Source organism: Azospirillum oryzae, assembly GCF_008364795.1.
In the GTDB taxonomy this organism is placed as follows: domain Bacteria; phylum Pseudomonadota; class Alphaproteobacteria; order Azospirillales; family Azospirillaceae; genus Azospirillum; species Azospirillum oryzae.
Genome location: NZ_VTTM01000002.1, coordinates 847,843 through 862,149 on the forward strand (window position 1 = coordinate 847,843; position 14,307 = coordinate 862,149).

Annotated in this window: 14 protein-coding genes; 9 read left to right on the forward strand and 5 right to left on the reverse strand. The window is 62.3% G+C overall.

Going from position 1 to position 14,307, the window contains the following annotated elements:
* The first annotated feature begins 121 nt into the window (after positions 1–121).
* From FZ938_RS30505 to FZ938_RS10095, 4 genes are all read left to right on the forward strand, one after another.
* Complete coding sequence (locus tag FZ938_RS30505) at positions 122–271, forward strand: hypothetical protein (RefSeq protein WP_174757259.1); 150 nt, start codon at positions 122–124, stop codon at positions 269–271.
* Between the two features lie 475 nt (positions 272–746).
* Positions 747–1,400: a hypothetical protein gene (locus FZ938_RS10085; RefSeq protein ID WP_149198357.1), complete on the forward strand. Its 654-nt coding sequence runs from the start codon at positions 747–749 to the stop codon at positions 1,398–1,400.
* Positions 1,401–2,055: 655 nt separating this feature from the next.
* Entirely contained in the window at positions 2,056–3,678 is a 1,623-nt protein-coding gene (locus tag FZ938_RS10090; protein ID WP_174757260.1) for a VapE domain-containing protein, read from the forward strand.
* Positions 3,679–4,356: 678 nt separating this feature from the next.
* Positions 4,357–4,653: a hypothetical protein gene (locus tag FZ938_RS10095; protein ID WP_149198359.1), complete on the forward strand. Its 297-nt coding sequence runs from the start codon at positions 4,357–4,359 to the stop codon at positions 4,651–4,653.
* Positions 4,654–4,696: 43 nt separating this feature from the next.
* Here FZ938_RS10095 and FZ938_RS10100 read toward each other — a convergent pair whose 3' ends face one another.
* Positions 4,697–5,032: a hypothetical protein gene (locus tag FZ938_RS10100; RefSeq protein WP_149198360.1), complete on the reverse strand. Its 336-nt coding sequence runs from the start codon at positions 5,030–5,032 to the stop codon at positions 4,697–4,699.
* 186 nt (positions 5,033–5,218) lie between these two features.
* On the opposite strand from FZ938_RS10100, the gene FZ938_RS31355 reads away from it, so the two are divergent.
* Together FZ938_RS31355 and FZ938_RS10105 are read left to right on the forward strand one after the other, a co-directional pair.
* A complete protein-coding gene (locus FZ938_RS31355; RefSeq protein WP_281399697.1) occupies positions 5,219–5,350 on the forward strand; it encodes a hypothetical protein in 132 nt (43 codons plus the stop codon).
* A 79-nt stretch (positions 5,351–5,429) separates the two neighbouring features.
* Positions 5,430–6,128, forward strand: coding sequence for a helix-turn-helix domain-containing protein (locus FZ938_RS10105; protein WP_149198361.1), 699 nt, complete (start codon positions 5,430–5,432; stop codon positions 6,126–6,128).
* Positions 6,129–6,212: 84 nt separating this feature from the next.
* On the opposite strand, the gene FZ938_RS31525 is transcribed toward FZ938_RS10105, so the two are convergent.
* The 4 genes from FZ938_RS31525 to FZ938_RS10125 form a co-directional block, all read right to left on the reverse strand.
* Positions 6,213–6,392, reverse strand: a complete 180-nt coding sequence (locus FZ938_RS31525; protein ID WP_348520501.1) for a DUF1232 domain-containing protein — start codon at positions 6,390–6,392, stop codon at positions 6,213–6,215.
* 214 nt (positions 6,393–6,606) lie between these two features.
* On the reverse strand, positions 6,607–6,894 hold the full coding sequence (locus FZ938_RS10115; protein ID WP_149198362.1) for a hypothetical protein: 288 nt from the start codon (positions 6,892–6,894) through the stop codon (positions 6,607–6,609).
* A gap of 24 nt (positions 6,895–6,918) precedes the next feature.
* Complete coding sequence (locus FZ938_RS10120; RefSeq protein ID WP_149198363.1) at positions 6,919–7,302, reverse strand: GIY-YIG nuclease family protein; 384 nt, start codon at positions 7,300–7,302, stop codon at positions 6,919–6,921.
* Between the two features lie 615 nt (positions 7,303–7,917).
* A complete protein-coding gene (locus FZ938_RS10125; RefSeq protein WP_149198364.1) occupies positions 7,918–10,245 on the reverse strand; it encodes a DEAD/DEAH box helicase in 2,328 nt (775 codons plus the stop codon).
* 64 nt (positions 10,246–10,309) lie between these two features.
* Here FZ938_RS10125 and cas5c point away from each other — a divergent pair, with 64 nt between their 5' ends.
* Genes cas5c through FZ938_RS10140 form a run of 3 tightly spaced genes read left to right on the forward strand, consistent with a single transcriptional unit; the run spans position 10,310 to position 14,128 of the window.
* Positions 10,310–11,023 (forward strand): type I-C CRISPR-associated protein Cas5c, encoded by a 714-nt coding sequence (cas5c, locus tag FZ938_RS10130; protein ID WP_174757262.1) that lies wholly within the window; start codon positions 10,310–10,312, stop codon positions 11,021–11,023.
* Positions 11,013–12,926: a type I-C CRISPR-associated protein Cas8c/Csd1 gene (locus FZ938_RS10135; RefSeq protein WP_149198366.1), complete on the forward strand. Its 1,914-nt coding sequence runs from the start codon at positions 11,013–11,015 to the stop codon at positions 12,924–12,926. Before cas5c ends, FZ938_RS10135 begins: the two co-directional genes overlap by 11 nt.
* 35 nt (positions 12,927–12,961) lie before the next feature.
* Positions 12,962–14,128 (forward strand): type I CRISPR-associated protein Cas7, encoded by a 1,167-nt coding sequence (locus FZ938_RS10140; protein WP_174757264.1) that lies wholly within the window; start codon positions 12,962–12,964, stop codon positions 14,126–14,128.
* Positions 14,129–14,307 lie beyond the last annotated feature (179 nt).

Below are 14,307 nucleotides of genomic sequence, written 5' to 3' on the forward strand. Positions count from 1 at the left end.
GTCTATCGGACAATGTTAACACTAGGTGAAGCCATCCTTCTAAGGTTGCATACACCAATATGCAATATCGACGGTGAGTGGTGTCGGCGGGGAAGCGGATGCAGGGGCAGCAAACGCCAGGATGTTGCTCGAAACTGAAGCGACGATGCTTGAGTTGCTGCTCGGTAGCTTCTCGTTCCGCGACGGTCCGAAGGGCCACGACGCCCTGATGGCGGCGAGCACCACAGCCGCCGAGCGGCTGAAGCAGGTCAACGCCCTGCTGCGAAAATGAAGGCGGACCAGCCATGACTTCCTTCAGAATCATCACCAGCCGGTCTAGCCGGGCCGAACTGCCCCGCTTCCGGCAAGCCCTGCTGGGTCTCGGCACTCCGCTCCTGGCCGGCGACCGAACCCCGGCGTGATCACCGGGACTATGCCGCTTGATCAAGCCCTGGTGACCGTTCTGGCGGGATTCCCCAAAAGGTCAGTCGATGAGGTCGCGGGCGGGTTGGCCGCATACCGGCGACGAGTGGTTGGCGTCGGCGAGGTCGCCGAGGCTAGCGGGCTGCTCCGTTCAGAAAAATCCATCGACGCCCAATCAGGAAATTTGACACGTGGATTTTCAATGACTTAGCGGAAACCGTAAATATTGAACGGCGATGTTGGGCTTCGGCAGGATCGGCTTCGACAAACCGAACAGGTAATCGCCCTACACATCCCGCGAGGCTGACTTCAGCCTCGCCACACCTCAAAGCCGGAGCAATGTTATGGAGAACCGACTGACCGCCGATATGCAGGTCGCCCTCGATGCCAGCACCGCCGCCCTCCTGCTGGCGGGGACCAAGCGGGCTGACCTCCGGAGCCGAGTGATCGGGCACCTCGGGCGTCAAGGAATCCTTGATCTGCTGGCTGGCGACACCCTCCAGCACGGCATTGGGGATATGTTGGTCGAGACGTTCCTCGACCGGCTGGAGGGTCCCAGCCCAGCGGCGGTGCGGGCCGCCCCGGCTGCGGTGCCGGAGGAAGCGGTAGAAGTCGAGAAAGCCCTGGAGGCCGATGAAATCGTGGAGGTCCAAGAAACCGTGGTGGCCCCGCCTGCCCCGCATACCTTCCTGACCTCGTTGGCCTCCGACGCCATTCCGGCCTACTACGATGCCATGGCTGCGGCCAATAGGATCAGGCAGTCCGTCGGTCAGCAGCCACGAGCGGCAGGAGCCCGGCGAGAGTGGTCGCGGCAGTTGGAAAAGGAGATCACCGACGAACTCCGGAAGCTCCGAGCCATGTATGGCCCCGACCCTCGCTCGACCAACACGAGGTTCAGGAATCTGTGCGATCTGATCGAAGGGAAGACGCGGGGGAAAATTGACCGAGCGGCGGTCAAGTCTATGGCTGACACCCCTCCGGTGACGGATTCTCCCTGACCGAGGCGGTGGGTGGCACCCGGACAGGTTTGGAAGCATGCCCCGGACATGGTCCCCTTCACACCGGTGTTGGCGGGCTGCCGCGGCGATGTCGCGGGAGACCTCACAGTCTCTCCATGATCGCCTGGAGCCAGCAGCAATTGTCCCGGCAGTGGGTCGGCCTGGGCGTGCAATTGGCTTCGCTGCCGCTCCGGTCGCCCACTTCACAGCCCCCGTACCCATCGCGACTGACTGGGAACGGATGAGGCTCCAGGCTGGTCTCGACGGTGCCCACCAGCAACGACATAGCGGCGATTGGTCGCCTTGGCCATCCAGGCAGCGGTGGAAGCGGTGTTGGCCCCATAATGGTGGTGTGGGCCGGCCGGCGTCCCGGCCGATGACGATTCTTCCCCACCAGAGGGAATGGAAATGTTGTCCCTAGAGCTTCCAAATCTTCCCCGGCCGTCCGGGAATTTTGACCCCGTCGTGCATGATCTCATACCCTCCTGGATAAATAAGGCTATGGGCGGGTCGCAAGCTATGCCCTGGGACGTACAGGATAGAATTCGGGCACTACAGCGGTAGTGCGACAGTTTTCCTGCGTGCGTCCCAAAACAACCGCAGCGGCCCGCCGGGATTGCGACCCCCGGCGGGTTTTCTTTTTGGGATGCATGACATGGAAGACAAAACGGAGAACAAGAACGACGTTGTCGCAGTGCTGGACGACTTCCGGGGCCGGATGACCGCGAGGGACCGCAAAGATCCCGGCATGGCCCAGGTGATCCTTGGGAGCTTCACGATGGCCCGGTTGACGACCGACGAACTGGATGCGGTCATGAAGTTCCTGGTGGACGAGTTGGGTCTGACGCGATCCGAGGTCGGGGTGAAGATCAAGCGGGCACGGGTCGTGGAGGCCCTGGGGACTTACCCCCGCGACCTGGAGGGCTACGTGGACGCCTACAGCCGCCGGCACGATGTACGGCCGACCCTGGGGAACTGGGTGCGGGTCTCCCCGCGGGCCGGGACCAAGCTGGACATGCACGGTAGCCGGTTCGACATCATGACGGCGGAGAAGCTGGCCCAGTACCCGGAGGATTCGGAGGTGCTGGCGTTCCACGCGACCCTGGCCCCGACGATCATTGACGAACGCCGACTGGTTGACCGGCTGAAAATGTTCGCGGAGGATTTCGGCCTGGGCTACAGCGAGGCCGGTATCGACCGGGCCTGGGCCGAATGGGTCGCAAACTACCGGACACAGACGCTGTACTGGCTCGGGCACAAGCTGGGGGTCGACCTGCGGGGCACCGAGGAAGAGGCCCAGATCCAATTGGAGTGGGACCGGTTCCTGGCCGCCATCTTGCCGGAACAGCCGGCGGCCATCGCCGACGGCGGGGACAACGCGGATCAGTCCCCGGAAGTGGTCCGAGCGGTGCTGGGCCATTTCATCTGGCAGGTGCGGCGGAAAGTCTGCGGGATCCCGGTGGACCACCACATGATGCCCGTGTTCATCGGCCCCCAGGGTGGGGGCAAGTCGGAGATGGTCAAGCGGTTGCTGTCGCCGCTGGCCGAGGTCCGGGCCTGGGTAGACTCGGACTTCGCCAAGCTGACCGACGACCGGAACACGGAATTGCTCGGGAACATCCCGGTCCACTTCCTGGACGAGATGTCGTACGCTTCCAAGTCCGACATTGAGGTCACGAAGCGGAAGATTTCGGCCGAGGACGTGACGTACCGCCCCCTCTATGGGAATACTCAGCGAACGATCCGGAATATTGCAACGTTCATTGGGTGCTCCAATCAGGAGTTGGGGCATTCGGTCGTGGACACCACGGGCAACCGCCGATTCTTCCCGATCCGGGTCAAGGCCCGGTTGGACTGGAACGCAGTGAATTCGGTCAACTGGCTGTTGCTGTGGTGGTCGGTCGATATCGCGGCCCAGAGCCCCATCAAGGCCGTCCTGGATCGGGTGCGGGGCGTCCAGGAAGCGAACCGGACCCGGTCCCAGGTCGAGGAATGGTTGGATGCAGAATGGGCCGACCTCATGACCACCGATCACGTCACGGCATGGACTCCGGCATCCAAGCTCTACCCGCTGTTCCGGGATTTCGCCCAAATAGCGTTCCGGAATCCCCTCGAACTCAAGGATTTCCGCAACGAGATGCGGCGGCTGGCCGGTCTCCCGAACGGCCGCGTTTATCACGCCATTTGGACCGGCGGGAATCATGTCTTCCGCTTGGGTCAAGCCGACATGGCCAGCGGCAAGCCGAAACTTGGATTGGTTCAGGGTTGCAAACCCTGAAACCCGAGTTCCGGCCCGCCGCGGGTCTGATTTTGGAGTTCCGTGGCCCCGCCGTCGGGCGGCGGCGGGAGCAGAAAGGAACGGGTGAGGCCCCGACCTGAGGCCAAACCCTGATTTGATTCAGAGTTGACGGACAGATCAGGGTTGAGTTCAGAGCGGTGAAATTCTTGCTATTCCTAGGTTTTTTTTCCTCTTTGCTCTGAAACTCTGATTTGGCCTGAAAAGTAGACGGAAAGAAAAACGGAGAGAGGTAAAAGGGGGGTTGGACCCAAGCGTCAGAGTTTCAGGATTCGACCAAGCCGGGCCTGTGCTTTCCCAGTGTTCTCCACCCTGCCGTTCTGCCATCCCGTACTGAGCCCGAGGCCAGCCTGCCCCCTGAGCCGTTCCTGGTCCCGACCTGGGCCGTACCCCCGATCCGCTCTTCCCGTCCGCCGACGGACCAAGGCCGATGGATGGAGCAGTCATAGGATGATGGCGAAGTCGCGGGACGGGGTGATTGCTCCGGTTCACCGAGATTGCTGGGGCTCACCGAGGGGGACATGACCGAACCCGCTCGCGGCTTTGGGGGTATTGATCACGCGGAGCCCCAACTGCTGTTCTGGGCCGTTTCCGGACAAGGCTCGCCCCTTGTACAACTGCCGTTATGCCGTCGCTCCCGACCGATCCCAGAGGAAGTTCATGAATACCCAGACCGCAATTGTCGTGTCGGCCGCCATCCTGGGCGGCTCCGTCCTGTATGGACTTGCCGGCCGCCCACCATCCAACGTCGGTCAGTTCCAGATGGTCAAGGCCGGGGACACATCGGTTTGGGTCTTGGATTCGGCAACCGGCTCCCTTCAGGTCTGCGGGTACTCCACCCATACCCCCACGGCGGAGAGGCCGGCCATCAAACGCTGTTTCATGGTCGAACGGGATCGGTACCTGACCGATGCGGAGGTGGGGATCACGCCGCCTGAACCGCCAAGAGGGAAATAGGGCCTGTGCTGTTCTGGATCCGTGCGGCCCAGGCCCACCATTCCTACTTGGTTTTGACGACCCGGCGGTTAACCGACCACACGCCGCCCATGCATCCCAGCTTACCCCCATCAACCACGACGGGGAGACCCGGCCGGCAGATCAGACCCGCCACATCGGCAGCGGAAAAGATTCCGAGGTTCACGGACACCCAGCTTTCCGACCCGCATTGTTCCAATGCATCGGAAAGCTTGGGCTGAAGATCCATCAAGTTGGAGGCGTCCTGAATCACCTCGCAGACGGGACGCTGAACTTTCGATTGCGGCGGTCCCAGTTGAGCCTGGGCCGGACCGGACAGCAGAGCCACCAGAGCAGCCCAGACGATTACCACGCGGTTCATGGTCAATTCCTCATCATGCCGGACTGGGCCGGCGGATCAGGTTGTATTGCACAATCGACCACCGATGCACTACAACGTCATAACGGACGCGGTCAGGATGGCCTTACAGTTGCACGGCCGAGCGTATCTTCTGGTCCTTTTCCGGGCACCCGCCGGACCTGATCCACGACCACGTGGAACCCCAGCATGGCAGCCAATCCCCTCTCGACCGCGACCCGAACTACCAAGCAGAACCTCCTGGCCGTGGCCTCGGTGGTGATCCTGGTCAAGGTGTTCGATGTCTCCGTGGAGCGATCGCCGTCGGCGGGGTGGCCCTGACGTTCGACTGGGGGCGTGATGTTCGCCCTGGGGCGGTCGGGGCTGAACGCTGTCGGCCGCAAGCTGCCGGAGGTCGCCAATGTCCGGAAAGTTGTCGTTCAGGGAGCGACCCGAACAACAGGAAAGCAGCGGGGTCAGAAGCCCAGCCCCATCCGGTTCCACCGTTCGCGTCGTCCTGCGGCTCGGCGGGGCGGTCGATCACCCCGTCACCCTGATCCAGACCTTGGCCCGCTGCGGGCTGGTGCTCCGCAAAGCCCACGGGGTCGTCACCCGGCTGGTCGCCGGGGAGAAGCTGCCTGTCCTGCTCGCGGACGCTCCGGAGCCAGCCGAGGTGATCTCCACGCTGGAGCGGCTGGGTGTCGCGGTGGGCTTCCCGCATCCGCCGGTCTCCATCGACGTGAAGGCGATCCGGGCCAAACTCGGGTTGATCCAAAGGAAGTTCGCGGCTCGGTTCCGCTTCAATGTCGATTCGGTGCAGAATTGGGAGCAGAGCCGGTATGTCCCCGATCCGCCGACTCGGATCCTCCTGAAGGTCATTGAACAGCACCCCGAGGCCGTCGAGGATGTGCTGGGGTCGAGAGTCGCCGACGATATGGTGGTGGCGGGCCGGCCTCGACTCGAGCTAGCCGCCGAGCCGATGGGCTGGTATGGCCGTCCAGGCGTCGGCGAGGATACCGGACGCTTCAATTCCGGACGAGTCCCTCGGGAGCCAGCCGCATTGCCGCAACTGCACTGGCGGCGGCGAGCCACATCAGGACGATCACAGCGGCTCCGATGACGGTCCTGGGCCTCGGGCCTGGCAGTCGGGCTTCCGCATCCTATCGCAGTTCGGTCATGACCCCCGCGAGGATCATCCGCACGGTCACCAGAATGGCGGCCGGCACGATGATGAGGTCGTCGAGGAGCCGAGCACCGGGATGAAGTCCGGGATCAGGTCGATGGGGCTGAGGGCGTAGGCGGCAGTCGCCACCGCCATGGCTGGTGTACCAGGGCATCGGCCTGAGCGACACCGGCCCCATCTCAACGTCAAACATCCCGGCATTGGTGCTGAATATCGTCAGGAGGACGCGGCGGTCCGAGGCGGTTACAGGTATCGGTTCCATGAGAGGCTGGTCTCAGGAGCAGGAAGGTTACGATGTCCAACCACGCCCTTTTGGCGATGACGCCGGCCGAGTTTCTCGCCCACGTCGGACCGCTGACAGCCGGTCCTGATGCCTTGCGGACGCGGCGTGTTCTGCGGTGAATGGCTGAAGCGGTCACCAATCGACCGTGGCAGTCTCAATACCCGAATGGGGTGGGAGTTGGCCATGGCGGATCAAGAGCTCCTTCACCAAGGCCGTGTCGGCATGCTGCCAATGGACAGCAACCCAATTGTGCAGCTTGCCGCCGATGGAGCCGATCTCCTCGTGAACGCGGACGGTCAGTACACAGCCGTCGGGAACGGGCTCCTCGTTGATCGTCCCGCCGTCGAGGCGTTCGGTGCCGTGATGCCACCCCGCTGGGGTGAGATGGTAATCGAACCACTCTTTGCTCAAAGCCACCATGACCCCCGTTTTTCCATAGGAAAATCAGCCGCCGTTGTTCCGGTTCGCGAGAGTTCCCGTTCCCTTGTCGAAGCGACCATGTTGTTTGATTAGGTCCTTCTCAAGTTTCTGCATCATCTTCTTGTTGCTGAAGCAGTCTTTGGCAAAGATACCGACCTCCATGCCGGTCGACCGGATTTCCGAGATCCACTGATTGAGTTGCCCGTTATGACTGGGAAGGAGATACTTCTCGTTTGACGCCATGTTGTAGTAGCTGCGGGCTCGTCGTCCTCGACCGCGGCCAACATAGATTGTGTCGTTGGTTCTGGGGTCCACCAGCCAATAGACGTAGAATGGTCCCGTGATGTAACTGAACGGACATTTCGGGGCGGCTGGCTTTACTCCGAGCGAGCTTTTCTTTCTGACCATCCCTCGTCCTTTTACACGATTGTCTTTTCAACATCGACCCCGCACGGCCGTGTCGCCGAAGAAAAAGGGGCGGCAACATGTTGCCGCCCCCGCCTACTACTTGAGCAATTCGATCGCCAGTTGCCCGATACCGATCAGCAGCGAGAACACGGCGATCATGCGGTCGTAGTCCATGCGGGACACCCTCTGTCGTTGCACGGAGAAGGTCCGGTGGACGTTTCGGTTGCTGCTCAAGAGGCAAGCTGATAGTAAGAAGTTTGTGTGATTTAGTCAATCCCTAATAGCGATAGATGGCTATTGATCCCTGAATTGGATAATAAGAAGCAGGGTGATCGCCAAAGCGGTGGGCGGTACATTCCTGCTTTCTAGCGGTTCCGTAGCCACATTAAGCATGTGGCATCCTGATGCAGGTGTATCCGTGGGTGCATATAATAGGGTCAAGCATATGCTCTGGCAGCCCGCCTCCAGCGACCTGACGGGGTGGCAGATAACCGCCTGATAAGGCAAGGGTCTCTGAACGGTGGCGTCACTCACTCAGGTCACGCCGCTGTTTCCGCTTCTCAGACGGCCCAGCGGACAAGGCACGAGGATGAGCGGAGTGACATAGGTCGCCGGTTACAGCAGGATGCCAAGCCGGCCGTCGTAACCTCCCGCCCATCGCATGATGCCGCAGGCCGTATCGTCGGCGAGTCCGGCGTCCAGGACATCCTGCTTCTTCGATAGCGGGATCTGGACAATGTATTGCTGGCACTGGCGGAAGGCTACCCGGCTCGACTCCTTCAGAAGCTTTGCTAGGGCAGCGTGCCCCCTCCCTTCCCAGTCGATGCACACAGCGACCTGATCGTCCGGGATCAAGCGGTACCGCTCGGCGACTTCGGAGAAGTCCAGCTTCCGCCGCAAATCCTGGATTCCGCGGGCATCGGTGCCGAATTCGATCAGTGCCCCGTAGTACCGCCGCATGAAATCGGGGTCGGACAAATCCAGCCCCATATCCTCGCCGTCCCGCCCAACCAGCCGAGGTGCATTAGGGAGGAGCCTCAGAAGAATGTTGGCGGCCTGCGTGTATTCGCCGGGAGGGAGTTTGCCGCCCTCCAGGTGGAACACTGCCAGCGTTCCGAGCACAGGATTCCCCGCCTCCTTCAGCATGCCGTTCCGGTTCACGCGGCCCGCGGTCTGGACGATGCTTCCCAGCGGCCCGAACGCCCTTGCCCCCCAGGGAAAGTCGAGATCGACACCAGCCTCAATCACCTGGGTTGAAACGAGGTGGATTGGGGCTTTTGCGTCAAGGCAGGCTGCGACCGTGGCGATCACCTGCTTGCGGTGGGCAGGGCAGAGGGAGGAGGACAGGTAGTAGAGGCTTTCCACTTTCCCCGGCTGGTCAGCCATGATGTCGAAGATCGCGGTGGCATCCCGCCGAGTGTTCGTCACGACCAGCGACTGGGGCCGCTGTAAAGTCATCCCGGCGATATCGCCGACCGTTAGCGGGACCGAAGGCGTGCCCAGCAGGTCATAACGGACCCGTCGCAACTCTTTCGTCAGGTGATGCGGCCGTTTCGTGATCTCCCGGACCGGCATGCCCCTGAGAGACGGCATCTTCGCCTCGTAGGGGGGCTGTGTTGCCGTTGAGAACAGGACGATGCAGCCGCAGTCCTCCACCAGGGAGTGAAGCACGTCCATCGTCGTGTCCAACAGTCCAACGGGCAACGCCTGAACCTCGTCCAGCACGATGACGGAACGAGCCATGTTGTGGAGCTTCCGCATGCGGCCCGGCCGGTTCGCCAAAAGGCTCTCGAACAACTGCACGAAGGTCGTGATGACCACGGGGGCGTCCCAGTTCTCCTCCGCCAGCCGGTAGGCGGTCCGTCCCTGCCACTCGTCGTCCCCCAGGTCGGCCGTGCTGTGGTGTTCCAGAACTGCCAGCGGCGAACCGCCGGCTTCCAGGATCTCCTTCAGCGTCTGGGCCGTCTGGTCGATGATCGAGGTGAACGGCAGAGCGATGATGATCCGCCGGAATCCGTGGTCGAGTACGCACTGCGACGCAAAGGCCATGTACGCCCGCGTCTTGCCGCTGCCGGTCGGAGCCTCCATCCGGTAAAGTCCGGCTTCACCCGCCGCGTCAACGGCATTCCGGTGAAGTTCCACACGGGCATCCGCTACCACCCGCGACACGCGGCCCTCCTGAACCATCGGCTCGACGCGGGCCAGAAGCTCCTGCTGATTCTGCCCGAACCGTTCCGCGACCTCGCGGATGCTCATCCAGTTCGACCGAAGCCCTTTGGCATGGGGCCTGAAGTGGTTCTCGGTGTCGAGCCGGTCGGCGTCAAACGCGGCCGACGACACCATGCGGATGAACATGTCCCTGCGGGTGCCCTCCAATGGCGGGAAGAATGGCAGCCGGGTTGGCAGCAAACCGGTGGCCTTCAGGAACCTCAAGGCCGCCACTGCTGCTTCGGCAGCTTCAGGACTCGTCCGGAGGCCTTCCAGCCTCTGAACGCAGGTCGAAGCCGCTCCGAGACCAGCGTGGTGCCCTTCCACCGGCAGCAGCACCTCATAGAGCGAAAAGGCCCTCTCCGCGTGCAGAGACGCCACCGCCTTGGATACCCCTTGGCGGGCTCCCATCATGGCAAGCAAGACCCATTCCCAGGAGGCAACTGCCGATGGTCCAGCATGGATTGTTCGGACTGGCGTCGTCCCGGCATCAATGGCAGCCAGGTACCGCTGAAAGGCTTCAGATGCCTTAGCGGCGTCGTGGAAGATGGCGATTAGCCCGGCGACCAGCGACGCGATCTCGGCCCCACGACCGTCCGACCTTCGGAAGTGAAGCCATTTCGCGAACTCAGCAGCGGTCAACTGTACGGATGAGAGGTGGTCGGCGAGATAGTGCTCGCCGCCGCGATGGTTACGACTGTGCCCGCGGGCAAGCGTGATCGGGTCATCAACCATGGACGCGGCTCTTATCGAGGTATAAATTCAGGTGAAAGTAGTAACACATTACGGGATGATCGTGATGCGTGATGATGATCGCTGGGACTTCGAGGTGCGGGTGAAGGGGCAACGGGCTTGCTTCACGATGCCGATGTTCGGAGTCGAGCGACGCACCTATCCCTTTCCGACCCCGAGTGCCATGCGGGGCCTGTTGGAGGCGGTCTTCTGGCGACCAGAGTTCCGATACGAAATCTCTCGTGTTGGCATCGTCAAGCCGGGCCAGGAGCAGGCGATCACGCGGACCGAGTTGCAGGCCCGACAATCACTCCGCAGCCTGGGTACTCCGGCGAAGCGGACCCTCCGTACCACCTCGTATCTCCTTGATGTCGAATACCTCGTGCAAGCTCGGATTCTGCTCCATCGGCATGCCGAACCGGGTAACACGCATCGGAAGTACCTGGAGCAGTTGACCCGTCGCTTGACGCGGGGGGCTCATTTCCAAACTCCCTACTTGGGCCTCCGAGAGTTCGCGGCCGAGGTGTCGTTGTCGGACGGAACCGGGGACCGGCCGAGCCGCTACCTCAACGCCGAGGTCGGCCCCGTCTTTTTCGACCAAGCCTTCATCCCAGACGGCAGCGAGATGTCGTTCAAACGGAAAGACGCTGATGGAGTCCGGGAGGTCGTAGGCCGCACCCGGCCGCTCTTCTTCGACATGCGGCTCGTCGAAGGTTGGGTCGAGGTTCCCCGCGACCTGTACGACGACATCCAGGCCTTGGAGGCCCGGCATGCTGCCTGATCTCTTGAGCATCGCGTCCTCCGGCACCGGGATATTTGCAGCCGGCCGGCCGGGTTTCTCCCTGCGGGCGGCCGATGCCCGAGTGACCGTTCGCTCGCTGGGCGGCCTGTTCATCGAACCCTGGCCCGAGATCGATGCCCGTAGGAAGGCCAGGGTCCTGGCTCCTGACCTCCGCCGCTCCGGCAAGCAGGTCGAGGGTCGCGAAGGGGCCATCCCATTTTTCGATCGGGCCGACTACACGTTCGGTCTCACCGGTGAAGACGGCCCCGTAAAGGCTGACCTTTTGCATCGCGGCTACCTGCGGGTACTTAGTGAGGCCGCCGAAGAGACCGGCAGCCAAAGGCTTCGGCAAGCCCTGGAGGCCTTGTCTGACGCAAGAGCGGTGTCGCTGGCCGTGGCAGAGGCCAAGAGCCGGTTTGACCTTGGGCAGCGGTCCGTGGTGGCCGTCTATGACGACGAGGGGCCTCTCTTCGACGACACCGATTTCACGATCTTCTGGCAGGACCGCGTCTCGCTGGAGATCGTTGACGCGAAGGCTTCCCGGCAACAGTGCTCGGTCTGCGGAACCGCTGATCAGCCGGTTGTGAGCAAATTTCCCAGCGAGGTCGTTCTGACTGGCCAGAAGTGCCAGATCACCTCGTTCAATGCGGCGTCCTTCCAGTCCTATGGCAAGGAGCAAACTCGGCAGGCGAGCATCTGCGTCCGCTGTGCCTCTGCCCTGCCGGCCGCCATGCAGGCCATGTTGCAGCCGGGTTCCGGGTATTCGCGGGTGGTCTACCGCCACACCCCGAAGAGCGGAGCGTCCGATCCCATGAAGAGCCTGACGGCGATCTTCTGGGTCGAGCCCCCGCCGGCCTCGGCGTTGGATGGCCTCGATTGGGAGGCTGCGTTCGCCGATTTTGATATGGAGGGGACATTGTCGGCGTCCATTGGCCTCGTCGAAACGCAGGATCTTCAGGAGGGCGAGCGAACTGCGACCCCAGAGCCAGAGCAGATCCTATCCCTCCTCCAAGGAATTGCGGACGGAGCGGACCCGCGGCGGGCCAAGGCGATCGACGCGGCGGCCTTCCACGTCGTCCTGCTGGCCCCGAACACGGGCCGGTTGATCGTGAGGGAACACCTTCGGCGGAACATCACCCCCATGCTCCAATCCGCCGGCCGGTTTCTGCGGGCAGCCCGCGGCTTCCGCTTCGACGAAAAGGACCGCGTCCTCGTCCGTCGGCCACTCGGAGTCGCCTCCCTCGGCCGGTTACTCCACCAGCGTGGAACCGAATCACCGACGCTCGTCCGGTCACTGCTCCGAACGGCGATGACTGAGGAGACGCCACCTGTGGCTCTGCGGCAGATCGCCGTGTCACGGCTGGTCGGAATGTTGGTCAAGGGGCAACGGGACGACGCCGTCCAGGATGCCGCGACCGCCGCCCTTCTGCTCCACCTGAGCTACACGAACTCAAGGTACCGGACCATGGCTGAGAGCAATGAGATCACCGAGGACCAAGTGGATCACATGACCAGTGCGGCGTTCCACAGCGGTCGGCTGCTGGCCGTCATGGACGCCATCCAGCGGACCACGGACCCGAAGATCCCCAAGACCTCCGCCGAGAAGATTGTCGCGACGGCCGCTGCCTTCCCCGCTAGGGCGATGGTGCCGCTCCAGAAGCGAACCATAGCGGTCTATGTCCCCAAGGTGGCGGACAAATACCCCGGCCTCGCTCGCCTCTATGGAGCCGCTCTCGACGCCACGGTCCGACGGGCTGTCGAATGCGGCGGTATTCCCGATCATCTCGACGCCTCGCAGCAGAGTGAATTCCTCGCCGGCTTCAGCCTTCAACGGGAACTGATGCGTCGCGAACAGGAGGCCCGGAGGTTACGCCGCGAGAACCCGACCAACGACGCCAAATGACCCAAGCAAACCCTCACTCTGAAGGGAGGACACCAATGACCACCGACGTTCTGACCGAGCCCGTCCGTTTGGCGGATATCGCCTATACCGAGATCCCCGAGGTCTTGCTGGACCCGGCCCGCCGGCACGACTGCCTATTCCTGTTCGATGTGGAAAATGGAAACCCGAACGGAGATCCCGACGCGGAGAACTCCCCCAGGACAGAGGGAATCCATGGCCACGGAATCGTCACCGACGGCTGCCTCAAGAGCAAACTGCGGAACCTGATCCGTGAATACGGTGGGGCGGAGACGTTCATCCAGCCGGCTATTCCTCTGAACAATCACATTCGTGACGCTGTCGTGGCGGCCGGCGGGAACCTCGCCGAGGTGACCCTCGACGAGCAGGATGGCGACCACGACGGTCTCACCGACATCCTGAACCACATCGACAGCCTGGATGACTTCGTTGTGGATGGCAACAAGGTGACCTACACCGGGGCTCAGGCGAAGAAGTCCCACATCGACAAAGCCCTGAAGGGCGAGCTACCGACCGATTCACCGATCTGGAAGGCAATCTCCTCCCAGAAGCTCGGCAGCCGGCTGGAGTCGGCACTCAAGGGCAAGAAGAGCGGAGTCACCGATGAGGTCCGGCAGGCGGCCGAAGTGGAGATGGTGCGGCGGTTCGCCGATGTTCGGTACTTCGGGGCCGTCATGTCTACGGGGTTGAACGCCGGTCAACGTCGAGGGCCGGTGCAGATCGTGCCAGCCACGTCTATCGACCCCATTTATCCGATGGAAATGGCGATCACCCGACAGGCTAAGACGACGGCCGAGCGTCTCGCCAAGTCCCGGACGGAGATCGGCCGCCGGTCGATGGTGACCTACGCTCTCTACCGTGGCCACATGTTCTACAATGCCCCCTTGGGAATCCAGAACGGCATGACGGCCGACGACATGCGGCTCCTTTGGGAGTCGATGATGAGGATGTTCACCCTGGACCACGCTGCCGGCCGGGCCATGATGCGGATGCGGGGACTTTATGTCTGGTCCCACAAGAGCCGATATGGCGACGCTCCATTCGATCGGCTCTTCGACATGGTGAAGGTCGCCAAGATCGTGAAGTCCGAGACGGAGATCCCCCGGTCGTTCGAGGACTACCAAATCAATGTTGGGGAACTCGAACCAAACGACCGTATCGTATTCACCCGGCTGATTGGTTGACGAGACGAACAGGCTGCGAACGTCCATTGGACGCAGAATCGCCAAGAGGATCGCGGATGCGATAACACATTGGGAAAATCGGGTTTTTTTAGCTTCGAGAGCCAGCCTTGCGGGCTTGGCCGCTGGTCTTCGACGGGGTTCGCGGAGCATGGGTCTTTGAACCAGTGAATACAGTGGGT

What these genes read in the sequence shown, in the direction of transcription:
- FZ938_RS30505 (WP_174757259.1), top strand. Translation starts at nt 122, where the DNA reads ATGTTGCTCGAAACTGAAGCGACGATGCTTGAGTTGCTGCTCGGTAGC.
- FZ938_RS10140 (WP_174757264.1), top strand. Translation starts at nt 12,962, where the DNA reads ATGACCACCGACGTTCTGACCGAGCCCGTCCGTTTGGCGGATATCGCC.
- FZ938_RS31525 (WP_348520501.1), bottom strand. Translation starts at nt 6,392, where the DNA reads ATGCCGGGATGTTTGACGTTGAGATGGGGCCGGTGTCGCTCAGGCCGA.
- FZ938_RS10105 (WP_149198361.1), top strand. Translation starts at nt 5,430, where the DNA reads ATGTCCGGAAAGTTGTCGTTCAGGGAGCGACCCGAACAACAGGAAAGC.
- FZ938_RS10095 (WP_149198359.1), top strand. Translation starts at nt 4,357, where the DNA reads ATGAATACCCAGACCGCAATTGTCGTGTCGGCCGCCATCCTGGGCGGC.
- FZ938_RS31355 (WP_281399697.1), top strand. Translation starts at nt 5,219, where the DNA reads ATGGCAGCCAATCCCCTCTCGACCGCGACCCGAACTACCAAGCAGAAC.
- FZ938_RS10085 (WP_149198357.1), top strand. Translation starts at nt 747, where the DNA reads ATGGAGAACCGACTGACCGCCGATATGCAGGTCGCCCTCGATGCCAGC.
- FZ938_RS10135 (WP_149198366.1), top strand. Translation starts at nt 11,013, where the DNA reads ATGCTGCCTGATCTCTTGAGCATCGCGTCCTCCGGCACCGGGATATTT.
- FZ938_RS10100 (WP_149198360.1), bottom strand. Translation starts at nt 5,032, where the DNA reads ATGAACCGCGTGGTAATCGTCTGGGCTGCTCTGGTGGCTCTGCTGTCC.
- cas5c (WP_174757262.1), top strand. Translation starts at nt 10,310, where the DNA reads ATGCGTGATGATGATCGCTGGGACTTCGAGGTGCGGGTGAAGGGGCAA.
- FZ938_RS10125 (WP_149198364.1), bottom strand. Translation starts at nt 10,245, where the DNA reads ATGGTTGATGACCCGATCACGCTTGCCCGCGGGCACAGTCGTAACCAT.
- FZ938_RS10090 (WP_174757260.1), top strand. Translation starts at nt 2,056, where the DNA reads ATGGAAGACAAAACGGAGAACAAGAACGACGTTGTCGCAGTGCTGGAC.
- FZ938_RS10115 (WP_149198362.1), bottom strand. Translation starts at nt 6,894, where the DNA reads ATGGTGGCTTTGAGCAAAGAGTGGTTCGATTACCATCTCACCCCAGCG.
- FZ938_RS10120 (WP_149198363.1), bottom strand. Translation starts at nt 7,302, where the DNA reads ATGGTCAGAAAGAAAAGCTCGCTCGGAGTAAAGCCAGCCGCCCCGAAA.